The sequence below is a fragment of the Caldisericia bacterium genome, from assembly GCA_021158845.1.
Classification (GTDB): domain Bacteria; phylum Caldisericota; class Caldisericia; order B22-G15; family B22-G15; genus B22-G15.
The window spans coordinates 1-3724 of the sequence record JAGGSY010000138.1 but is presented as its reverse complement, the minus strand read 5'-3'; the positions used below and the strand labels follow the sequence as shown (position 1 = coordinate 3724).

Sequence of the window (3724 nt, the reverse complement as noted above, 5' to 3'; positions counted from 1 at the left end):
CTTTGCCCCATTCATCAAAAATGGAAGAACAGCAGTCCCTTTGAGAAATCTTTCTTATGCAGTTGATGCAAAGGTGAAATGGGATGCAAACACAAAGTCTATCAAGGTGGAGAATGCCTACGCTCAGGTGGTTTTCTTTGTAGGGAATAAAACTGCTTTTGTAAATAGTGTTCCAGTGAATCTCTACTTTGCCCCATTCATCAAAAATGGAAGAACAGCAGTCCCTTTGAGAAATCTTTCTGAATTTTTTGGTTTAAAGATTAGATGGGATTCCACTGAAAGAAAGATAGTTATAAATGGTGATGTCTATCCCTTGTTAAAGGTAAAGGATGATCTTGGAAATGAGGTTACATTTAAGAGTCCTCCAAAGAGAATTGTATCCCTTGCCCCATCAAACACAGAGATTCTCTTTGCAGTAGGTGCAGGAGATCAGGTAGTGGGTGTTACAGACTTCTGTAATTATCCAGAGGATGCTTTAAAAAAAGAGAAGGTTGGAGGTTTCTCCAATCCAAATATTGAAAAGATCATTTCTCTTAAACCAGATTTTGTTTTTGGAGCAAGGGGTAATCCAAAGGATTTACTTTTGAGACTCTCAGACATGGGGATAAAAACACTTGCCTTTGATCCAAGAAGTATTGAGGATGTTTTCTCTCTTATCAAGCTAATTGGAGATATAACAGATCATCCTGATGAGGCAAATGAACTTCTCGTTGAATTGATGGAGAAGAGGAAGAAGGTGGATGATGAGGTAAAGAAATTTGAGAAAAAGAGGGTCTATCTTGAGATATGGAACAATCCATACATGAGTGCGGGAAAGAACACATTTGTTGGTAAGTTAATAGAGGAAGCAGGAGGTATAAATATAGCTGAAAATGCTAAAGGAGATTGGCCCATACTCTCACAGGAATACATAATAAAGGAAAATCCAGAGGTTATAATTCTTGGCTATATGGGAGCTGATCCTGGAGATGTTAAGAAGAGACCGGGATGGGAGAATATTGATGCAGTAAAGAATGGAAGGATATACACCATAAATCCTGACCTTATATTCAGACCAGGACCAAGGATAATTGATGGGCTTTATGAACTCTTTAAATTCATTCATGGCGAGAGTCTTGAAGTTCTTCCAGCACTCTCTGTAGCGAGATAGTGAGGAAATATTTTATTCCCTCTCTCATCCTTCTCCTCTTTCTTATCTTTGTACTCTCCCTCTCCTTCGGAACTGTTAAATATGAGTTTAAGGAGATTATTTTCTCTATTCTTCATCCATCAAATGGAGAAGAGATAATTTTAAAAGTGAGGCTCCCAAGGGTGATAGGTGCATTCTTTGTGGGAGCTTCACTTTCTCTTGCAGGACTCCTCTCCCAAACTCTATTCCTAAATCCCCTTGCAGATCCATATCTCTTTGGTATATCATCTGGAGCAAATTTTTTTGTAACCCTCTCTCTCTTCCTTGGTCTGGAGGGCTTATTTCCCCACTCTCTTTCTGTATTCTCCTTTCTGGGAGCTTTGTTTTCAACCTTTCTTGTGTTTATGATAAGTAAAATAAAAGGAAGAATATCCCCATTAACTCTACTTCTCTCAGGCATTGCATTGAACTATCTTTTCTCCTCCCTCTCCACTCTGTTCACAGTCTGGGGAAGGGATGTTCTAAACAAATCTGTTTTCTGGTCAATGACTGGATTATCCAATGCCACATGGTTAAGTGTGAAGGTTATTATACCCTTCTTCCTTGTATCTCTCATCATTTCAATTTTCATGTACCTACCTCTAAATGTTTACATATTGGGAGAGCATGAGGCAACCTCACTTGGAGTAAATGTTGTTTTTACGAGAACAATTCTTTTAATTCTCATTGCATTACTCACAGGAAGCAGTGTGTATGTATCGGGAATCATAGGTTTTATAGGACTGATGGTTCCAAATATATTAAGGGGGATATTTGGAACAGACCATCTTAAGCTCATTCCACTATCAGTTGTATCAGGTGGAGCACTCCTCATGCTCTCTGATCTTATTTCAAGAACAGTATTCTCACCCACAGAGATACCTGTATCAATAATTACCTCTCTCCTTGGAGCTCCATTCTTTTTCTATATTCTCTGGAGGGAAAGACCATGGTAGGTATTCTTGATATTAATAATATTCACTTTTCATACAGGAGAGGGGTTGAGGTGCTAAAGGGTGTTAGTTTCAGTCTTTTAAAGGGTGAATCTTTAACAATCTTTGGTCCAAATGGAAGTGGAAAGTCTACACTTATAAAGATAATTCTTGGTTTTATAAAGCCAGATGAGGGAAGTGTCAAGTTTGAAGGAAGGGAAATACTGAAATTAAAAAACAGGGAAAGGGCGAGGATACTTTCCTATGTTCCACAGAGACCAAATCTTACCTTTCCACTAACTGTGTTTAACTATGTCCTTCTCGGTAGAACTCCATACATAAATGGGTTTGTTAGAAAAAATGATTACGATAAGGTGTTATACTGGATGGATAGAGTCGGGATTTTGCATCTAAAGGATAGAGATTTTCTATCTCTCTCTGAGGGGGAAAAGCAACTTGCCCTCCTTTCCAGAGTTCTATCTCAGGAAACTCCCATAATTCTTTTGGACGAACCTCTCTCCCATCTTGATTTAAGATTTAGAACCAGAATTTTAAAGATACTTCTTGAGGTAAAGGGAGAGGGAAAGAGTATGATAAGTGTTTTCCATCATTTGAGTTCTGTAAAGCTCCTCTCCGATAGAGTTATATTTTTAAAGGATGGGAGAATTCTTGAGGAGGGCGTAAAGGAAGAGGTCATAACACCAGAGAATATCAATCTTCTCTTTGACGGTGAGGTTCTGTTAGATCTTTCAGGTTGAGTTTCTTTATCTCAGAGATTGAAAAGATACCTCCAAGTATTAGATATATATAGTATGTAAAGAAACGCCACAAAAATGTGAGTGCAAAGAGCTTCTCTGGGGGAACAAAAGAGGAGAATAGCGATGAATATCCAGCTTCTGCGATGCCACTCCCACCTGGAGTAGCTGCCAATGTAACAAAGAAGTGGAAGATAAATTGTGTTATGACAGCTCTTAAATAATTAAATTTTACATTTAAAGAGTTGAGGATTGATGGTGAAAGGTTCAGAAAAATAAACCAGTATCCAAAGGTTATAAGGATCAATATTGGAACAAGACTTTTCTTTTTAAACAGGAGTGTTATTCCCCTATGGTATCTTTCAATGTTCTTATTTATTCCATCTATAATTTTTCTCCTCTTTTCCTCACTCAGTCTTTTTGGCCATCTCATTTTCATAACCCTTTCTGTTAAATTAAAAAGTCTCCTTGGTTTTAAGGCAAAGAGGAAGAAAAGAAAAGAGAAAACAGCTATTGAGGTTATTAATAGATAAAAGACTCTATTCCACCAGAGATTCTGGGGGAGGCTTTCTTTAAAAAATATGATGAATAAAATTGATGCTAAGAGAAAAAAGAGCATATTTATAAGATACATTATGGTTACAACTGCACTCCCTCCTCCTATAGTCATACCTTCCCTTGATAGTAGATAAATTTTACCTACCATACCACCTGAACCAAAGGGCGTGATACTTGCAAGGAAAAGAGAGAGGAGATTTATCTTTATACATTTAAACAAACTTATCTTTACCTTGAAGAATCTCAGTAGTGTGTATAATCTCAATCCATCCATAAACCATAGGGATATTACAATGATAATGGTTAAAAGG

4 protein-coding genes are annotated in these 3724 nt (G+C 37.4%); 3 read left to right on the top strand and 1 reads right to left on the bottom strand.

Features of this window, described 5'->3' with window-relative positions; all coding sequences use genetic code 11:
* The 3 genes from J7J33_04990 to J7J33_04980 all read left to right on the top strand — a co-directional run.
* Positions 1-1150: ABC transporter substrate-binding protein (locus J7J33_04990; GenBank protein ID MCD6168643.1), on the top strand; the 1150-nt coding region annotated here is incomplete at its 5' end.
* Positions 1150-2124, top strand: a complete 975-nt coding sequence (locus tag J7J33_04985) for an iron ABC transporter permease (GenBank protein ID MCD6168642.1) — start codon at positions 1150-1152, stop codon at positions 2122-2124. The genes J7J33_04990 and J7J33_04985, both read left to right, overlap by 1 nt.
* Positions 2118-2858 carry an ABC transporter ATP-binding protein gene (locus J7J33_04980; protein MCD6168641.1) on the top strand — a complete coding sequence of 247 codons (741 nt, stop codon included), beginning with the start codon at positions 2118-2120 and terminating at the stop codon, positions 2856-2858. Before J7J33_04985 ends, J7J33_04980 begins: the two co-directional genes overlap by 7 nt.
* On the opposite strand, the gene J7J33_04975 is transcribed toward J7J33_04980, so the two are convergent.
* Positions 2812-3724, bottom strand: a 913-nt coding sequence (locus J7J33_04975; protein MCD6168640.1) for a flippase-like domain-containing protein, incomplete at its 5' end; no start/stop codon positions are given. The genes J7J33_04980 and J7J33_04975 overlap by 47 nt on opposite strands.

Coding starts and splice junctions, on each gene's coding strand:
- J7J33_04980 (MCD6168641.1), top strand. CDS start 2,118: ATGGTAGGTATTCTTGATATTAATAATATTCACTTTTCATACAGGAGA.